Genomic DNA, 16,290 nt, shown 5'->3' on the forward strand with positions numbered 1-16,290 from the left:
GGGCACAACTACATGTATAATCAGCACGATATTTTATTAGAAGCCGGTACGAATGAACTCGAGATCGTCATCTTCCATTGCGGTCCGTATACATTCGGGATCAACGTCATGAAAGTTCGGGAAATCATCGTTCCGCTGCCGATGACACCACTCCCGGGTACACCGGATGCTGTCAAAGGACTGATCGAACTCCGCGGTGAAGTCATGACGGTCATTGATTTGCCGACGGTCATCGGTGTTCCCCACGACGAAGCAACTGAGGATCGTCTGATCATCTGTGAATTCAATGGCGAAAAGAGTGTCCTGCGCGTCGATTCCGTGACGGAAATCCGCCGTATCTCATGGGAACAGATTGATACACCAAACGAACTCGCGCGTGGCATCGAAGGTTTGACGAACGGTGTCGTTAAAACAGGCGATAAGATGATCATCCTGCTCGACTATGAAAAAATCGCTCTTGAGCTCTCCCGCAAGGATATCTTTGCGCGCGAAGAAGGACGTCGCGTCCAGTCCCGCGACCGGTCCGACAAAGTCATCTGGATCGCGGAAGACTCGGAAATGCTCCGGACGTTGATCATCGAAACACTCGAAGAAGCCGGTTATCATGGACTCAAATGGTTCATTAACGGGAAAGAAGCGTTTGATGCCTTTGAACAAGGCAGCAACTGTGATCTCCTCATCACGGATATCGAAATGCCGAAGATGGATGGACTCCATCTGACGAAACGGCTCCGTGAGGACGATCGGTATGCGGAACTGCCAATCATCGTCTTCTCCTCCTTGATTTCCGATGATTTACGTCACAAAGGGGAATCGGTTGGTGTTAATGCGCAAATCACGAAACCAGAAATCGGTCGTTTGATCGAAACGGTCGATTCATACGTCTTATAAGAAAAAAAGCCGACATCATGTCGGCTTTTTTAATCTATTCGATTGCTCAACGCAGCGCGTCAAGGTTTTTTCCAGTAAAGACATCGAGCCAGACGACACGGAATTCCACCATGCATTGCTCAATCCGATCGACGATTTCCTGTGTTCCGGACATCGAACCGGATTCTGCTGTTTTTTCAAGCAGTTCGAAATCATCGGCTAAATCATCAGCGGCTACGGAATAGGAAGCACCTTTTAGCAAATGAGCAAGCTTTTCAGTCTGCTCCGCGTCTTGCTGAGCGACGGCATCTTTTAGTTCAGGAAACTTGCGATCGAACTGCGCGATATACGTCTCTCCGATTTTTTGAAGAAACGCATGATCGCCTCCTGCGATCGATTGAAGTTCTTCGAGCTTCTTAGCGTTAAAAAAAGGCATATCTTCCCCTCCTCTGTTTTCATCTTAACATTAATCATCATAAAAAAAAATTGGAGAATCATTTACACACCGCATCTTCTGTTTCTATAATGAGACAGTGAAGAGCAGGAGGGATAGACAATATGTTGACGATTTATCGAAGCGATGTCACCGGGGCAGTCAACGAGATACAGGAGTTCACAAAGGGTTCCTGGATCCATCTTGTCAATCCGACAAAGGACGAAGCCGACCAGGTCATCGCTGCTACGAATATTCCAGAGGATTTCATTTATGACCCTTTGGACGTGGAGGAAAAGCCACGTTTTGAAAAAGATGAAGAAGGTCTGCTGATGATCGTCGACGTTCCCTACATCGAGGAAGAATCATCAGGACGCCGTTATAATACGATTCCGCTCGGTATCATCGTGACCTCCCGTCATTTCATCACCGTCTGTTCACAACAGCTCGATGTCTTGACATTGTTTTCAAGCGGAAAACTCCGGGGTTTCCGGACGAACTACCGGTCGCGCTTCGTATTCCAGATTCTCTACAAAGTCAGTTCCTCGTATCTCCGTTTTCTACGCCAAATCGATCGTCGTATGGACGAACTCGAAGAAGAGCTGCAACGTTCGATGCGAAATCAAGAAATCTTTCAATTGATGAACCTTCAGAAATCGTTAGTCTATTTCATGACTTCCTTGAAATCAAACGATGGTGTCCTCGACCGGATCATCAAAACACCGAGTCTCGAGAAACATGAAGACGATGAAGACTTGCTTGAGGACGTCTTCGTTGAACACCGTCAAGCGATGGAGATGGCACAAATCTATAAAGACATCATCAGTTCGACGATGGATACATTCGGTTCCGTCATCTCGAACAATGTCAACTTCGTCATGAAGTTCCTTGCCTCGATTACGATCGTCATCTCGATTCCGACGATGATTTCCGGAATGTTCGGGATGAACGTCCATGTTCCGTGGGAAGGGGAAGTCATCGGTTTTTGGATCGTCTTCGGCATGATGATTTTCTTCTCTGGACTTGCCGCATTCATCTTATGGCGGAGAAGGTTTTTCTAGTACAAATGGATTCGAAAACGCAAAAAAGACTCAGTGACGGTGTTTCCGTCGCTGAGTCTTTTCATTTTACGATTTAATTGATTTCGACCGTCACGAGACAGAGATCATCCGCTTCATCACTCTGATCCGGCTGAATCAACTGATGGATGTTTGGTCCTTGTTGTTCAATCAGATTCTGGATCGCATAAATTCCTTCATCAATCCCTTTGCTGTAAAGTTCCATGAAACCGTCCGTATAGAGGTAAACACATCCTGGTGAAACGAGATCGATCGTTTTGCTCGAATACGTCGAATCTTCGAACATACCGACTGGAAGTCCCGTATTCTCAAGCGGAATGATTTGATCATTCATCCGCAGTAAACCAGGTGGATGCCCTGCGTTCGCATAGCTGAGTTTCATCTCATCTAGGTCGATATAAAGATAGACGGCCGTGAAATAGATTTCTGTCTCGTCTCCTGGGAACAGACGACTCATCTGTTGATTCAACTCTTCCAGTACCTGTGCCGGATCACCAATTCGGTGTACGAGTTCGAACAAAATCGAACTCATCCCCATCGTGATCAAGGCAGAAGAGACACCATGCCCCATGACATCGAACAAGATGATGCCGTATTTATTCTGAGAGATGCGATACCAGGCATACATATCTCCCGCTAGTTTCTTAGACGGGATATAGGTCGCCATGATCCGGATCTCATCATCCTCGATATTGGCACTGAGGACACTCTGTTGCAGTTTTTGGGCCAAATCAAAATCTTCTTGTAATACTTTTTCATAACGTTTTCGCGCATCGATCGCTTGCTTCAGACCGACTGCGTTACGAACCCGTGCAAGCAATTCCGTTTTCCGGATTGGTTTCGTCGTATAATCGGATGCCCCCGCGTCAAGTCCATCGACGATGTCTTCTTCGTTTGATCGTCCGGAGACGATCAGGATTGGCAGTTCATCGAGACCAAACCGTTTGCGAATCAAACGCGTCGCGTCGATTCCGCTGATTCCCGGCATCTCGACGTCGAGCAGGACGACATCCAATTGTTCAATGAACAACGGGTCTTCCATTAATGAGATTGCCTCTTCCCCACTCATCGCTTTGACGACATCATAGCCTTCATTTTCCAACAATCGCTCTAAGAGCATTAAATTCGTCAATTCGTCATCTACGACCAAAATACTCACCCGCCGTCACCTCGTTCCCTTTAACATGTTTATCTGACATCAGTTTAGCACACAACCTGCAATTTCGTTTAGACGGATGCTGCGTTTTCCGTCATACTAGAAAGTGAACGAAAGGAGGAGTGGACTATGTGGTTATATGTCGTCTCCATTCTCATCATCGTATTCGTCTTGGTCGCCTCGATCATCGTCATTTCAAAAGGATATGGCTATAAAGGCAACAAAGACGATATCGAAATCGATTATGATGAAATCAACCGAAAAATTCGTCACGAAAATGATGATGATTCTTCCAACAAATGAACCTCTTAGACCATCATATCACGATGGTCTTTTTTTTAATTCATTTCAAATGCATGTTATTTTCAAATGTTTTTGATTCGTCTACAAGGGTATATCCATATCATGGCTAAATATTATCTCAAGGGAGTGTTCATTATGGAACCGAAGCTTCAACATGATCCACATGCAACGCACGCAGAACATCCGAATCGTCAGTTCGATCAGGAAGAATCATCCGGTCGTCAAGTCAATCTCGTCACAGGGATGTTGCTCGGTGCCCTTGTCGGCGGTCTGTTGACGCTACTTAGCTCTTCGTCCCGCCAAAATACGAAACAAAGCTTACGTGGTGCGAAAGATTCTGTGTCGACGCTCGCGTCTTCCATCAAGGAAGATCCGTCAGGCAAAGCATCGCAAGTCATCAATCAAGTAAAGAGTGCTTCCAGCATCATTCAAGAAGTGGCTTCTGACGTCCAAAACGTCTATGACAAAGTGAACACAGAACTAGAAACAGTAAAATCAGATGCTTCGACAGTGAAGGACACGGTCAATGAGACGAAAGGCGACCTAAGTGATATCAGCAGTAAGGTCGTCGAAGCGAAGGATGTCGCACTCGGCAAAGAAGAACCGCCTGCTGCGCATGATGCGTCGAATCAACAAACAAGTACTTCTTCTAATACTGAGGAAAAACATAAAGGTGAAGGTATCTGATCACTCAGATGCACTTCTGAAGTGACCCTGGCGTGTTCGACACGTCGGGGTTTTTAACGTAAAAATTGTACAACGATTGCGATGCGCTCACGCATCCCGAAGCGGAGGACTCCTGACAGTGGTGTCTCAGCCGGAATCGCATCCGTCCGTAACCCAAGCTGTGCCGCTTCTTTTCGAGCACGGTACAGATGGAAGTCCGAGGTAACGATCGAAACATCACGGACACCTTTTGGCAATAAGGCTTTTGAATACTGTAGATTTTCCATCGTTGATGTCGAGCGCGATTCAAGAATCAAGCGTTCCTCTTTAATGCCAGACGCCACCATCCCCCGTCGCATCGCTTCCGCCTCCGAAATATCTTCATCCGGACCTTGCCCACCACTTAAGATGAAGCGGACATTCGGATGTTGTTTTCCATATGCGGCTGCCGCTTGAATCCGGTTATGTAAGATTTGTGACGGTTTTTCTCCTTTGACACCCGCGCCAAGGACGATGACATAGGGTGACGTGCCATCAGCGAGTGGTCGTTCCCCTCTACTGACGAAGATTCCGACACTGTACCAAAAAGCGACACAAGCGATGAGCCCGCTTCCGACCAGCCATTTAACATTTCGTTTGCTACACGCGCGTTTTATCATATCGTACGACCTCTCCGATGAAAAATGACTTACGCTATGCTGTACGTATGTTTCGTCCTAAAAGTTTCAGGACGATGCCGCTGAGCTTTCATAAAAAATGGGGCTGACTCAATCTACAAAGATAAGGGTGGCAGAATGATGATCTGCCACCCTTATTTCGTAAAAAAGAATGACTCATTACACGCCACTCCTACAGGAAAAAGCGCATCTTTGCGCTGTCAGAGACAAACAAGACCCGCTTTCCTGCTTGAACGAAGCAGGAAAACTGGCTTGTGTCTCGCCTGAGGAAAGGGCGTGAAAAGACGCGTCATTCTTTTTTGAGTCAACCCCATTTACTCATTTTACTGATTCGCCATCAATTTCCCCAAATTGATGTCACGTATTCCGGATGATCGATAAATGGATTCCGGTTCTTTTGCCACTTCTCGAAGATGACGTCATTACGGCGTTTCTCGAAGCTATCGACTGGGTCGAGTTTGTTCCATGCTTTTAGCGTTGATAACTTTCCGTGTAACGGATTCGAGCCATTGTTGACGTTCTCGGAAGTCTCGAGATCGATTTCGCCGCCTCCTTCATAACGAACCGCCATATAGAAAATCATCCGTGCGATATCCCCTTTGACGCGGTTTGGTGGTTCCCACGAATCGCCATCCCGGTAACAATCGCAACCGCTGTATTTCGTTCCACCATTGTCAAAGTCAAGGTTTCCCCGCGCACTATTGACGACGACATCGGCAGGACGAAGGTGATGTAAATCCGTTCCCGGTCCGTTTGCTGTTCCGAAATCACCGTGTGATTTCGCCCAGACATGTTCGCGGTTCCATTGACCAACGTTTCCACCATTACTTGTCTTCGCAATCGACTTCCCCGTGTACAATTCGATGACATTGTTTGCATTGTTTGGATCCTGATCCGTTTCTTTGAGTGCCGTCCACACCGTGTCGTATGACACCTGTGTATGATTGTCGATGATATCGTGCAGCGATGCCTTCAACGCTGCCCCTGTTTTTCCTGCTGCCGGTAGATAGTACGCATCAATCGTTGATTGTGACGTAACCATCTGCGGTCCTGCCGATACCTGTTTTAGATCGACTGTTTTGGCTGTAACCGGTGTAAAGACGATTGACCCGAGTGCAAGTGTGGCAGCAAGTGCACCTGTGACCTTTGACTTCCAGTTCATGTGTGTTCCCCCTCGAATGGTATGTATGAAAGCGGGTGTTACAGGCTCATTTTCACATCGAATACCACCATGGTGGAAGATGGACGATAGACCCGTATTTCACTCATGGATCCCCCATTCAGATTTTTGACGGAAAGACAACGGTGATATGGTCCTGATTTTTTTCGGACAAAACATCAATAGACCCAAAATAGTTCACTACAAAAAATATTCTAGGTTCGAAAGTCATAAACGAATGACACTGACAAATAAGAACCCGGGACGATATGCCTGCCTTCCTGATCTTACCTATAATTATTAATGCAAGCGCTTTCACAAATCTCAAGGAGGTCTTTACGTGAAACAAAAAGGATGGATTTTAGCAACCGTCGCATCTGCTGCTTTTTTAGCGCCACTTGCGCAACCGATTGCAGTCGGAGCGACCGCCGACAATGGCACGATGATGCAGTATTTCGAATGGTACGTGCCAAATGACGGCAACCACTGGAATCGTCTCGGGAGTGACGCGACGAAGCTCGATCAGCTTGGCATTACATCGGTCTGGATTCCCCCGGCGTACAAAGGAACTTCACAAAACGACGTCGGCTACGGTGCTTACGATTTGTATGATTTAGGAGAGTTCAATCAAAAAGGAACCGTCCGGACGAAGTATGGTACAAAAGCACAGTTAAAAACGGCGATTGGTCAATTGCATACCGCTGGAATCGATGTCTATGGCGACGTCGTCATGAATCATAAAGGAGGAGCAGATTTTACGGAAGCCGTCACGGCAGTCGAAGTCAATCCGGGAAACCGAAACCAGGAAGTCTCCGGCGATTATCAAATTCAAGCATGGACAGGTTTTAACTTTGCTGCGCGCAACAATCTTTATTCGAACTTCAAATGGAAATGGTACCATTTTGACGGAACCGACTGGGATCAGTCACGTTCTAAGAGTGCCATCTACAAATTCCGCGGAACCGGAAAAGCATGGGATACGGACGTTTCAGGTGAAAACGGCAATTATGACTACCTGATGTATGCTGATCTCGACTTTGATCACCCGGAAGTCCAACAAGAAATGAAAAACTGGGGGAAATGGTACGTCAATGAGCTGGGTCTCGATGGATTCCGTCTCGACGCCGTCAAACATATCAAACACGGCTACTTGGCAGACTGGCTCGCGAATGTTCGCCAGACGACAGGTAAACCGTTATTTACAGTCGCCGAATACTGGCAGAACGATCTCGGAACACTACAAAATTACCTGAGCCGGACGAATTATCAACAGTCCGTCTTTGACGCACCGCTTCACTATAAATTCGAACAGGCAAGTAAAAGTGGCGGGTATTACGACATGCGGACGATCTTTGATGGAACAGTCGTCAAGAGTAATCCGGTCCAAGCCGTCACACTCGTTGAAAACCATGATTCGCAACCGGGACAATCACTTGAATCAACGGTTCAGTCGTGGTTTAAACCGCTCGCCTATGCGATGATCCTGACACGTGAACAAGGGTATCCGTCGGTCTTCTACGGTGATTATTATGGAACAAAAGGTACGTCTAATCGCGAAATTCCAGCACTCGCTTCGAAGATTGATCCGTTGCTCAAAGCACGGAAGGACTTCGCGTTCGGAAAACAAAACGATTATCTTGATAACCAAGATATCATCGGTTGGACACGGGAAGGAGTTTCAGATCGCGCGAAATCAGGTCTTGCGACAATCCTCTCAGACGGTCCTGGTGGTAGCAAATGGATGTACGTCGGTCTTCAGAATAAAGGCGAAGTCTGGACGGACATTACTGGAAACAATCCGGCATCGGTCACAATAAACCAAGATGGTTATGGTCAATTCTTCGTCAACGGTGGTTCGGTCTCCGTCTATCGTCAGCAATAAACACTTAAAAGGTCTCTTCCGCGTAATACGGGAGAGACCTTTCTCTATCATTCAGCTAGTCCGACACTTGATTTCACATGCTCTTCCATTTCGATTGCCTGTAACAAGAAATGCGCCACATCCGCCCGGTTGATTTGTTTCGCATCCTCCGGTACACCCGTGTCCGCTTGACGATAGAGTCCCGTCAACGGACCGTTCAGTAAACGGAGTGGTCGTGCTACTGTATAATTCAAATCCGCTTGTTGCAGGAGTGCAATCGCTTGGCGGTGATCCTTCAGTGGGTTCTTCAGAATCCGCTGAGCGAGCATCCCTTGCACGCCAGGCAACTCATCATCAACACCAGCAGAAGCGACGTAACCAATCCGCTCTACCCCCTGCTTTTTCATCGCGGTCACGATCCGGACGAGACTCCGTTCTAAAAAACCACTATATGCAAGGCTCTCTGTACCAAGCGCCGTCAGGACGGCATCTTGTCCAGCAACTGCAGCCGTCACTTCTTCTTGATTGAGCACGTCGCCTTTGACGACGTGTAACCGTTCGTCTCGGAGCGTTAGTTTTTCCGGACTCCGGACGAATGCCGTGACCTCATGTCCGTGATCGATCGCCTGTTTAACGAGCTCTTGTCCGGTTTGACCAGTTGCTCCAAAAATAATCAATTTCATACAAAACATCCTTTCCCTTTCAAGATCCATTGCTTCCATCATACCCTCAGCGCTTGAAAATGAATCGTTTTACCTTATCCTTATTTTCAGAAAATTGTTTTTATTCGTTAAGCATGTATGCTAAAATCTTCCTAAGTACATATGGATATTTTTTCCTTAAGCAATTGAAACATCATATCCTTATTCCTTTTATTTATAAAGACGGAGAGGAGGAATATGTGTGTTACGGCAACGTTTCATCATGTCGCTTGGTGTCATTTTAATCGGTCTATTCTTGTTTCAAACTACCGCGACGTATATTTATACGCATTACATCATGCCAGACCCTGTCAAAAATCCATCTGACTGGCGATACGTAGATGGAGACACTGATCGTAAAAATGATCCTGGTCACTCTCATTTCAAAACAAAAGACAAGATACCTTTTAGTCCAATCGAACGAATACCTGGTCCTAATGAGCTCTGGCAGTCTCTTAAATCGGATGCGTCTGATTCTCCATTTTTTTATCTGCAATACATCATTTTAATCAGCTTGTTTAGTCTCATGATCTGGAAACTCGTTCAGTCGCGTCGCGTGAAAAAACGACGCAATCCTACAGGTGATGTAACAGATGACGTTCCAGTAGCTCAATCGATCTTTCGACCTCCTGCTTTAAAGAAATCACCTGATCTGTATACATCGTACTCGTCTTCACGTGTCCGCGATCTTGTTATCCGCTTTGAACAACACTTACCACGCAGTCAGCAACGTCGCCCGAACGAGACGCTCGAAGACTGGTTACGTCGGATTAAGATCCCTGTCGATTTCCAGTTGTACCGGAATATCCGATATGGTGACATGTCGGAAACAAACGTCACGAACGATGAGATTCTTCGTTTCGAACAACAATTAGCACGCTACTCATCACTTTAACCTTGGAGGGATTTCCTATGAAACTACAACAATTAAAAGACCAACTCAACTCCATCTATCTCGGTAAACCAGACGTCATCGATCTCTGTCTGACGGCACTGATCGCGGAAGGACATATTCTTCTTGAAGACGTGCCGGGTACTGGGAAGACGATGCTTGCGAAAGCACTCGCTCAAAGCTTCGAGAGTGCCTTCTCGCGGATTCAATTCACAGCGGACCTTCTCCCGTCAGACGTCATCGGTTCGGACTTCTTCAACTTAAAGACACAGGAGTTCGAGAATAAACGCGGTCCGTTGTTCGCGAACGTCGTCTTGATCGATGAGATCAACCGCGCCGTTCCGCGGACACAATCGGCATTGCTCGAAGCGATGGAAGAACGTCAAGTCTCGATCGGTGGAACAACCTATCAGATGCCAGCCCCGTTCTTCGTCATCGCGACACAAAATCCGATCGAGTCCGCAGGAACGTTCCCGCTACCTGACGCTCAACTCGATCGCTTCATGGTCGCAATCGAAGTTGGTTATCCGGACTTTGAGAACGAACGCCGCTTATTGTCTGAAATTCTGACAAACGTCCGTCGGTCAGCTGTCGGCATTGCGTCTGGCGGTGACTTGATTTCCTGGCAGGAAGAAGCACGTCGTGTCCACGCATCGCAAGACGTGCTCGATTATCTATTACACATCGTTCAAGCGACACGGAACCATGAACTCGTTGAAGTCGGGGTTAGTCCGCGTGGCGCGATTGCCCTGCTTCGTGCTTCCCAAAGCTATGCGTTCTTGAATCAGCGCGACTTCATCATCCCGGAAGATATCAAATATCTTGCGAAACATGTCCTGTCCCACCGTTTGACGTTGACACTCGAAGGCGGAATCAAGACGACGAAAGCAGCTGTCTTAACACATATTCTTGACGACGTACCGGTTCCGGTTGAGATGGGGTGACGATTCATGCAGATTGAACGTTCCGTCCCGTTTTGGCTTGAACGCCGACTCTTTCCACTGTACGTCACGATGACGTTCATCTTCCTCTTCATTCCACGTCTTTCCGTCCTCGGTTTCCTGTTCGCAGCCTTGGCGACGATTCATTTCGTTGTCGGGCGAACAGAAAAACAGCTCCGGCGGGACGTCGCGATCGAATGGAAACACTATGAATCATTGATGTTCAATCAGGAACAGACGTCGCTCCACTTACAAGTCTTCGGTGTCGAATCCTTGCGTCAGCTCGGACTCGAAACGACGCTTCGGTTGCATACGGATGGCGGTGTCATCTTCCCTGACATGGACCCGCTTCACCCAGCAACATTTCATGCAGTAATTGACTCGGAAGAGGATGTGACGATTCCGATTCAGACCGTGCGCCGTGGACCGGCCGAATTCGATGAGATCATCTTGACGATTCGCTTGCCCTGGAGGATGGGGGTCTATCTTTTTACGTTTGATACGTATCCGTCGTTTACCGTCTTACCGTCCTTGACGGCGCAAGCAACGCCGCTTCTTTTGCAACGTTTACGGATCGGTGACCGACCGGACCGGTACTCACCGCTCAAGAATAAACTCGTACAGCTTGGTGCAAAACCATATACGGCAGAACCGTCTAAAGAGATCGACTGGTATGCGACGGCGAAGACCGGTCGATTGCAGGCGAAAGTGTTCGAAACGAGCAATCAGGATACGTTTACGATTGCCTTGAACTTATCGTCTCCAAGCGGTTACGGGCTCCATCAACACTTCGAGACATTCATCGAGCAAGCGGCGTTTCTGATCAGTGAATTGATCAAGGAAGGCTGTAAGATTGAACTCTTTCTCAATCGACTCGACGAAGCGAACCGGATGACACATCTTTCACTTCAAGAAGGACAACCACAATTAAAACATGTCTTAATGACCCTCTCGACGGTCTCGACGCGTGATTCGTTCATCGCAACACAACAGTTCGAACGCTACGTACTGCGCCGTAAACATATGAACAGTCAGTTGATCCAGATTGGCAATGATCGGATCCTCGCCATCGGTTGAGGATCCAAAGAAAGGAGTTTTTCGCTTTATGGTATTTATCGCCCGAAAATCGATGCAGCTGATCGTGGCATTTTTTGTCCTGATTGCGATCAGCGCTCTTCCGGCGCTCGTCGTGCAAATGAAAATCAATCCGGCAAGTTACTGGGAAGGTCTGAAGCAACAGTTTGTGCAGCTTGCAAAGCTGGATGAGATTACTTATTTCAACGTGACCGCTCAACAAAAATTCCCGTTATTACCTGCGCTTCGCCCTTTCATTCAAGAGACATTGATTATCTTCACGACAGCGATGATGATTTCTGCTGTCTCAGCAATCCTTTATGTCTATTTGTTTTACAGAAGCGGCAAGCGAACACGCCAGGTGTTGAGTCAAACAACACGGACACTCGAGATGGTTCCAGACCTGTTTTGGGTCATCCTCTCACAATTTCTCGTTCTGTACCTATTCAAGACGACCGGTTATGACAAAATTGAAATTGCCGGAACTTATGCGGATTCGATTCGTTTTTTACCGATTCTTACGCTGACGTTGACAACACTGTTCTTCTTCATCAAATGGCTGACGACGCAAGTACTCGGACAAGAATCTGCTCCCTTCCTTGAACTGGCACGGGCAAAGGGGATGCGCTCTGCCGCGCTTTTTTGGAAACATTTATTACCGACGATGTTCTATCGTTTTTATTTGTTTTTCCGAGCCAATATCATTACGGTCCTATCCAGTCAACTGATTATCGAATACACATTCGAAGTACAGGGATTATTTCGTTTTATTCTTTACAATGGCGATATGCCGATTTTAATGGTCATCCTGCTTTTAATCTATATCCCTATTTTCGTACTTGATTTACTGGCAGAATGGCTGATTCCGAATGCTTGGAAAGGGGAAATTTGATGCATCGCACGCTTATACGAGATCCAATCTTTTGGTTTTGTCTGTTTCTGCTAACCGGATTACTGCTTCTCAGTTTTGGGAATACGATCTTCCGGGATGGGAAAGTGGATCACATCGCTAACCTCTATTCCAAGGACGGTACGTTCCTTGCAACGTCACCATTGAAACCGTCAAGTGATCAATGGCTCGGTACGGACCGCTCCGGCAATGACCTCTTTCAAATGATGATTGAAGGGTTCAAATGGACCGTTGGTGCTTGTACCGTCGTAGCCTTAGGTCGTATGCTTCTCTCGCTTGCGATTGGTGTTCCGCTCGCTTTTCGGAATGCGCGAGTGAACCGTTATTTGAAGCTCGTACTCGATGGCTTTTTAGTTCTTCCGCTTTCGTTAGTGTCTTTATTGCTCCTCTTCACCTCTCTTATTTTCTTGGATTCGACTGTAGTTCCACCCTTATTCAATCGTGTCTCGTTTGAGGTGACGGTCTTGATTTTGCTCGGTCTACCTTCTTTGTCACTCTATCTGATTGCTGAGACCCGTCAGTTGCTTAGTCAAGAGTTCATGATTGTCGCCCGGACACTCGGCGGCAGTCCATGGTATCGGTTCCGACGGCACATTTGGCCGCACCTTGTTCCGACGTTGACGATCGTTTTCATGCAACAGTTCATCCAAACATTGATGTTGCTCGTTCACTTATCACTTTTTGGTATTTTCTTCGCCGGAACGGTTAATTTAAACGAAGGAATCGCACCTTCGATTTTTGAATGGGCCTCGATGTTCGGTTACTATTACCACCAATTCTCAGCGACATCCTGGTTCAACCATATGTTTCTCGTTCCGCTGATCGGACTAGCACTGGTCGTCTTTTTCAGCAATCTATTCATGAGTCGGCTCGAACGGGCTTTCCGTTTCCGCCAGCAACTCAAACCGATTAAACGATCACCCTCTCGTGCCCAAGACGAAGCAGCCGCGACGTCGATGGTTGATCCTTTTACACCCGTTGCACTGAAATCCCATCACGATTCTGATTGACAATCCATTTTTTTCCTCTTACACTAGAAAAAAACATGAAATGAGGGCGTCCGATGTAAATCATTCTGAATTCTCACTCCTAACTAAATACGTACGATATGGAGGTCATTCAGAATGAACCGGTTTACGCTTTTATTGGTCAGTCAATGGATTGCGAATGCAGGAGATGCGCTCTATATCGTCTCCCTGATCGCGATGATTTATCAAACGACAGGGCAAGCGAGTCTCGCTGCCCTGTTTCCTGTTCTCGTCACAGCAGGGATGACAGGAAGCGGCTTTTTATTCGCTCAAGTCGCTCAACGCGTTCCGCACGCTTCCTTGTTGTTTAGTAGTCAACTCCTCAAGACGATTCTGTTAGGCATCATCTGGGGACTTGATTTGCCACTACCACTCGTCCTCGCGCTCGTTGGGTGCATCGCCTGCTTCGACGGATTTGCGCGTCCAATCGAGAGTGCTTTCATCCCTCGACTATGCCAGGACGTTCAAAAGACAAACAGTCTCGTCCAAGGTTCGAATCAAGTGATTCAGCTCGTCATGTGGCCGCTCGGTGCCATTCTGGTCAGCTGGTTATCGCCTCTTTCCGTCTTGTCCTTCTCGGCGGATCTGTTTTTAGGTGCCAGTCTCATCAGCTATCTGTTCTATCGAAGCGTCCGCTCTCTACCCGACCCTTCGATGGAAGGGGAAGACGTCTCCTTCTGGTCGAGTATTCGCTACACGCGAGCGCATCCATTCGCGAAAGCCAACACGTATCTCGTCGGAATCGATGCGTTCGTCAGTACGGCGTGGATTTCTGCTCTGTTCCTCGTCTACATCGATACCCACTTCCAGTTATCGGAACGCTGGTGGGGCATTTTCAATGCCTTCTATCTGCTGAGTATGATCGCCGGTAGTTACATGATGTTACGTCGTCGTGGAACGCGTTCGTTGCTTTATCGCAGTATCGGTTTTTCGATTGTTGCGACCTTCTTGTTCGCTTTCGCTCCAATCGTCACGCTTGCCGTGATCGCCTGCTTATTCCAAGGCTTCGCCAGTCAAGTCCGGGCGATCGAGCTGAATACGTTGTTGCAAACGACGATACCCCTCGAACGGTTACCGTATGTCTACAGCATTCAGCAAACCGTTTACGCACTCTGCTTCTGTCTCGGCAGTCTGCTGTTCGGCTGGCTCGCTGATCTGTTTGCGATTGAGTTCGTCTATGCACTAGCTGGCGTTCTCTCCTTATTCATGTGGCAACCGGCTCGTCAGTTGTTAAAACGTTCGATCACAACACAACGACAAGTATCGTAATCATTACGCAAAAGGACAAAGGTCACCCGCACCTTTGTCCTTCTTTTTAATTCAGTTCCGACGCGTTCGCGTTATACCGTACATTAGGAGAAACATAAGCGCGACGAACCCTAATGCGGCATATGTCAGCTGAAGCGAGAAAACACGTTCGATCAGGACAAACAACATTCCGGTTCCAAGAACCGATACACGTTCGATGACCGAGATGAGCGACGTAAACGTCGCGCGTCCGTTTTCTGGTGCTACTTCTTGAATGATTGTCGTCACATACGGCTCTGCCCAGCCGTAACACAAGTACAATAGACCGAGTAACCCGATACTGACGAGCGGTGACGCCATCGACAATCCGGTGAGGCAGACGATGTAGAGCATCGCCCATCCGACAGGTGACCGAAACAGTGACAAGGACGCACCGATTGCCTGCATGATTTGAAACAGTACGAAGACGAGTCCCATATAAATCATCGGGATCGACTGGTCACGCAAATAAAGTTGCCAAAACTCATCAACGAAATCCATCGTTGCTGCGTATAACAAGACGAGGCAAAGGATTCGAACATACACACGCCGGATCGAGAACCCTTTGAGCAACGTCAAAAAGGAATGAGACTTATCCGCTGCTCTCCGAGGTGCCTCCTTCAGGAAACACGATAACAACACAGTTCCGAGTAAGACCCACCAGGACATTTGATAGTGCCAGATCAAGTCGACGAACCGGACAGCATAACTACCAATGAGTGCCGCAAGTCCTGCCATAAGCAAACTACCGATCGAGAGCATTCGCCACACCGGCTCGAACCGGCCCTCTAGCCCGTACGTACGTAATGTTTCATAGACGTGGGCTTCAAGCGCTCCACTCAGTGCTGCGCCACCAATCCCGGCAAGTACCATCGCTAAGAGGAATGCAGCTAGCGCATTTGCTTCGAGCAGTATCGTAAACGATAACCACTCGCACACGAATCCGGCCAAAATGAACGGTTTTCTGCCCCATCGATCCGATAATAGACCAAACGGCACCTCACACATCAACATCACCCAAGCAAAAACGATCTCAGCGATGACGACATCGACAATACGCATGCCGCGTGCTTCCCAGTAAAAGCGTTCAATCACGTAAGCCGGAATGAACGCACTACTACTTTCAATGAGTATCCACAGGATGATTGGTCGCCTTACTTAACACGGCCATCTACTACGCTGCATCTCCTCACTTCCTTTCTGTTCGATAGTATTCTGTTCCCGTTTCACAGACGAAACCAACAAAAAAAAAC

17 protein-coding genes are annotated in these 16,290 nt (G+C 47.5%); 11 read left to right on the forward strand and 6 right to left on the reverse strand.

Going from position 1 to position 16,290, the window contains the following annotated elements:
- Positions 1-12: 12 nt before the first annotated feature.
- Positions 13-891 (forward strand): chemotaxis protein CheV, encoded by an 879-nt coding sequence (locus tag ACRPK8_RS05065; protein ID WP_432237215.1) that lies wholly within the window; start codon positions 13-15, stop codon positions 889-891.
- Positions 892-937: 46 nt separating this feature from the next.
- Here the strand turns inward: ACRPK8_RS05065 and ACRPK8_RS05070 are convergent, their stop codons facing one another.
- Positions 938-1,306, reverse strand: a complete 369-nt coding sequence (locus tag ACRPK8_RS05070; RefSeq protein WP_432237216.1) for an Hpt domain-containing protein — start codon at positions 1,304-1,306, stop codon at positions 938-940.
- 122 nt (positions 1,307-1,428) lie between these two features.
- On the opposite strand from ACRPK8_RS05070, the gene ACRPK8_RS05075 reads away from it, so the two are divergent.
- Positions 1,429-2,364 carry a magnesium transporter CorA family protein gene (locus tag ACRPK8_RS05075; protein ID WP_023467658.1) on the forward strand — a complete coding sequence of 312 codons (936 nt, stop codon included), beginning with the start codon at positions 1,429-1,431 and terminating at the stop codon, positions 2,362-2,364.
- Positions 2,365-2,437: 73 nt separating this feature from the next.
- Here ACRPK8_RS05075 and ACRPK8_RS05080 read toward each other — a convergent pair whose 3' ends face one another.
- Complete coding sequence (locus ACRPK8_RS05080; protein WP_432237217.1) at positions 2,438-3,541, reverse strand: PP2C family protein-serine/threonine phosphatase; 1,104 nt, start codon at positions 3,539-3,541, stop codon at positions 2,438-2,440.
- Between the two features lie 126 nt (positions 3,542-3,667).
- On the opposite strand from ACRPK8_RS05080, the gene ytzI reads away from it, so the two are divergent.
- Both ytzI and ACRPK8_RS05090 read left to right on the forward strand, forming a co-directional pair.
- Positions 3,668-3,841, forward strand: a complete 174-nt coding sequence (ytzI, locus tag ACRPK8_RS05085) for a YtzI protein (RefSeq protein ID WP_432237218.1) — start codon at positions 3,668-3,670, stop codon at positions 3,839-3,841.
- A gap of 135 nt (positions 3,842-3,976) precedes the next feature.
- Positions 3,977-4,528 (forward strand): hypothetical protein, encoded by a 552-nt coding sequence (locus ACRPK8_RS05090; RefSeq protein WP_432237219.1) that lies wholly within the window; start codon positions 3,977-3,979, stop codon positions 4,526-4,528.
- A 53-nt stretch (positions 4,529-4,581) separates the two neighbouring features.
- On the opposite strand, the gene ACRPK8_RS05095 is transcribed toward ACRPK8_RS05090, so the two are convergent.
- On the reverse strand, positions 4,582-5,166 hold the full coding sequence (locus tag ACRPK8_RS05095; RefSeq protein WP_432237220.1) for a YdcF family protein: 585 nt from the start codon (positions 5,164-5,166) through the stop codon (positions 4,582-4,584).
- 355 nt (positions 5,167-5,521) lie between these two features.
- Complete coding sequence (locus tag ACRPK8_RS05100) at positions 5,522-6,346, reverse strand: endonuclease I family protein (protein ID WP_432237221.1); 825 nt, start codon at positions 6,344-6,346, stop codon at positions 5,522-5,524.
- A gap of 355 nt (positions 6,347-6,701) precedes the next feature.
- Here ACRPK8_RS05100 and amyS point away from each other — a divergent pair, with 355 nt between their 5' ends.
- Complete coding sequence (gene amyS / locus ACRPK8_RS05105) at positions 6,702-8,225, forward strand: alpha-amylase (protein WP_432237337.1); 1,524 nt, start codon at positions 6,702-6,704, stop codon at positions 8,223-8,225.
- A 47-nt stretch (positions 8,226-8,272) separates the two neighbouring features.
- Here the strand turns inward: amyS and ACRPK8_RS05110 are convergent, their stop codons facing one another.
- On the reverse strand, positions 8,273-8,887 hold the full coding sequence (locus tag ACRPK8_RS05110) for an NAD(P)-dependent oxidoreductase (protein ID WP_432237222.1): 615 nt from the start codon (positions 8,885-8,887) through the stop codon (positions 8,273-8,275).
- 220 nt (positions 8,888-9,107) lie between these two features.
- Between ACRPK8_RS05110 and ACRPK8_RS05115 the strand changes: the two genes are divergently transcribed.
- The 6 genes from ACRPK8_RS05115 to ACRPK8_RS05140 all read left to right on the forward strand — a co-directional run bounded on the left by ACRPK8_RS05115 (position 9,108) and on the right by ACRPK8_RS05140 (position 15,019).
- The gene (locus ACRPK8_RS05115; RefSeq protein ID WP_432237223.1) at positions 9,108-9,800 is read left to right on the forward strand and encodes a hypothetical protein; all 693 of its coding nucleotides are present in this window, start codon (positions 9,108-9,110) and stop codon (positions 9,798-9,800) included.
- A gap of 17 nt (positions 9,801-9,817) precedes the next feature.
- Positions 9,818-10,741, forward strand: a complete 924-nt coding sequence (locus tag ACRPK8_RS05120; protein WP_432237224.1) for an AAA family ATPase — start codon at positions 9,818-9,820, stop codon at positions 10,739-10,741.
- Positions 10,742-10,747: 6 nt separating this feature from the next.
- A complete protein-coding gene (locus ACRPK8_RS05125) occupies positions 10,748-11,815 on the forward strand; it encodes a DUF58 domain-containing protein (RefSeq protein WP_432237225.1) in 1,068 nt (355 codons plus the stop codon).
- A 28-nt stretch (positions 11,816-11,843) separates the two neighbouring features.
- On the forward strand, positions 11,844-12,704 hold the full coding sequence (locus ACRPK8_RS05130; protein WP_432237226.1) for an ABC transporter permease subunit: 861 nt from the start codon (positions 11,844-11,846) through the stop codon (positions 12,702-12,704).
- Positions 12,704-13,732, forward strand: a complete 1,029-nt coding sequence (locus tag ACRPK8_RS05135; RefSeq protein WP_432237227.1) for an ABC transporter permease subunit — start codon at positions 12,704-12,706, stop codon at positions 13,730-13,732. Before ACRPK8_RS05130 ends, ACRPK8_RS05135 begins: the two co-directional genes overlap by 1 nt.
- 114 nt (positions 13,733-13,846) lie before the next feature.
- The gene (locus tag ACRPK8_RS05140) at positions 13,847-15,019 is read left to right on the forward strand and encodes an MFS transporter (RefSeq protein WP_432237228.1); all 1,173 of its coding nucleotides are present in this window, start codon (positions 13,847-13,849) and stop codon (positions 15,017-15,019) included.
- Positions 15,020-15,070: 51 nt separating this feature from the next.
- Here ACRPK8_RS05140 and ACRPK8_RS05145 read toward each other — a convergent pair whose 3' ends face one another.
- Positions 15,071-16,132: an MFS transporter gene (locus ACRPK8_RS05145; protein ID WP_432237229.1), complete on the reverse strand. Its 1,062-nt coding sequence runs from the start codon at positions 16,130-16,132 to the stop codon at positions 15,071-15,073.
- Positions 16,133-16,290 lie beyond the last annotated feature (158 nt).

The sequence above is a fragment of the Exiguobacterium sp. TDN 0502 genome (genome assembly GCF_050846835.1).
In the GTDB taxonomy this organism is placed as follows: Bacteria; Bacillota; Bacilli; order Exiguobacteriales; family Exiguobacteriaceae; genus Exiguobacterium_A.

Coding starts and splice junctions, on each gene's coding strand:
- ACRPK8_RS05130 (WP_432237226.1), top strand. CDS start 11,844: ATGGTATTTATCGCCCGAAAATCGATGCAGCTGATCGTGGCATTTTTT.
- ACRPK8_RS05070 (WP_432237216.1), bottom strand. CDS start 1,306: ATGCCTTTTTTTAACGCTAAGAAGCTCGAAGAACTTCAATCGATCGCA.
- ytzI (WP_432237218.1), top strand. CDS start 3,668: ATGTGGTTATATGTCGTCTCCATTCTCATCATCGTATTCGTCTTGGTC.
- ACRPK8_RS05140 (WP_432237228.1), top strand. CDS start 13,847: ATGAACCGGTTTACGCTTTTATTGGTCAGTCAATGGATTGCGAATGCA.
- ACRPK8_RS05135 (WP_432237227.1), top strand. CDS start 12,704: ATGCATCGCACGCTTATACGAGATCCAATCTTTTGGTTTTGTCTGTTT.
- ACRPK8_RS05095 (WP_432237220.1), bottom strand. CDS start 5,166: ATGATAAAACGCGCGTGTAGCAAACGAAATGTTAAATGGCTGGTCGGA.
- ACRPK8_RS05120 (WP_432237224.1), top strand. CDS start 9,818: ATGAAACTACAACAATTAAAAGACCAACTCAACTCCATCTATCTCGGT.
- ACRPK8_RS05110 (WP_432237222.1), bottom strand. CDS start 8,887: ATGAAATTGATTATTTTTGGAGCAACTGGTCAAACCGGACAAGAGCTC.
- ACRPK8_RS05100 (WP_432237221.1), bottom strand. CDS start 6,346: ATGAACTGGAAGTCAAAGGTCACAGGTGCACTTGCTGCCACACTTGCA.
- ACRPK8_RS05090 (WP_432237219.1), top strand. CDS start 3,977: ATGGAACCGAAGCTTCAACATGATCCACATGCAACGCACGCAGAACAT.
- ACRPK8_RS05075 (WP_023467658.1), top strand. CDS start 1,429: ATGTTGACGATTTATCGAAGCGATGTCACCGGGGCAGTCAACGAGATA.
- ACRPK8_RS05125 (WP_432237225.1), top strand. CDS start 10,748: ATGCAGATTGAACGTTCCGTCCCGTTTTGGCTTGAACGCCGACTCTTT.
- ACRPK8_RS05065 (WP_432237215.1), top strand. CDS start 13: ATGTATAATCAGCACGATATTTTATTAGAAGCCGGTACGAATGAACTC.